General features: G+C 44.1%; 1 pseudogene. It reads right to left on the bottom strand.

From position 1 onward, the window contains the following. Window positions 1-306: pseudogene (locus FW758_RS24920) on the bottom strand (DDE-type integrase/transposase/recombinase); the annotation flags it as partial.

Below are 306 nucleotides of genomic sequence, written 5' to 3'. Positions count from 1 at the left end.
CGTGTAATGTGAACCTTGATCGCTATGATATATCACATTCTCAGGCTTACCCCTTAACTCAAATGCCATTTTCAAAGCTTTACAGGTCAGCGCACTATCTGGTGATAATGACAAAGCCCATCCAACAGGTTTGCGGGAAAATAAGTCTAAAACAACAGCTAGATAGGCCCAACGATTACCGACCCAAACATACGTCACGTCGCCACACTTGATCTGGTTGAGTTACTGCAAACTGTCGATTAAGCGTATTGGGGATTGCAACATGCTCTTGTGTCGCTTTTCTATAAGAATGCTTAGGCTGCTGGG

It is taken from the genome of Shewanella sp. 1180_01, assembly GCF_052850535.1.
The sequence above is the reverse complement of the archived record's forward strand: the minus strand, read 5'-3'. Positions and strand labels throughout refer to the sequence as shown.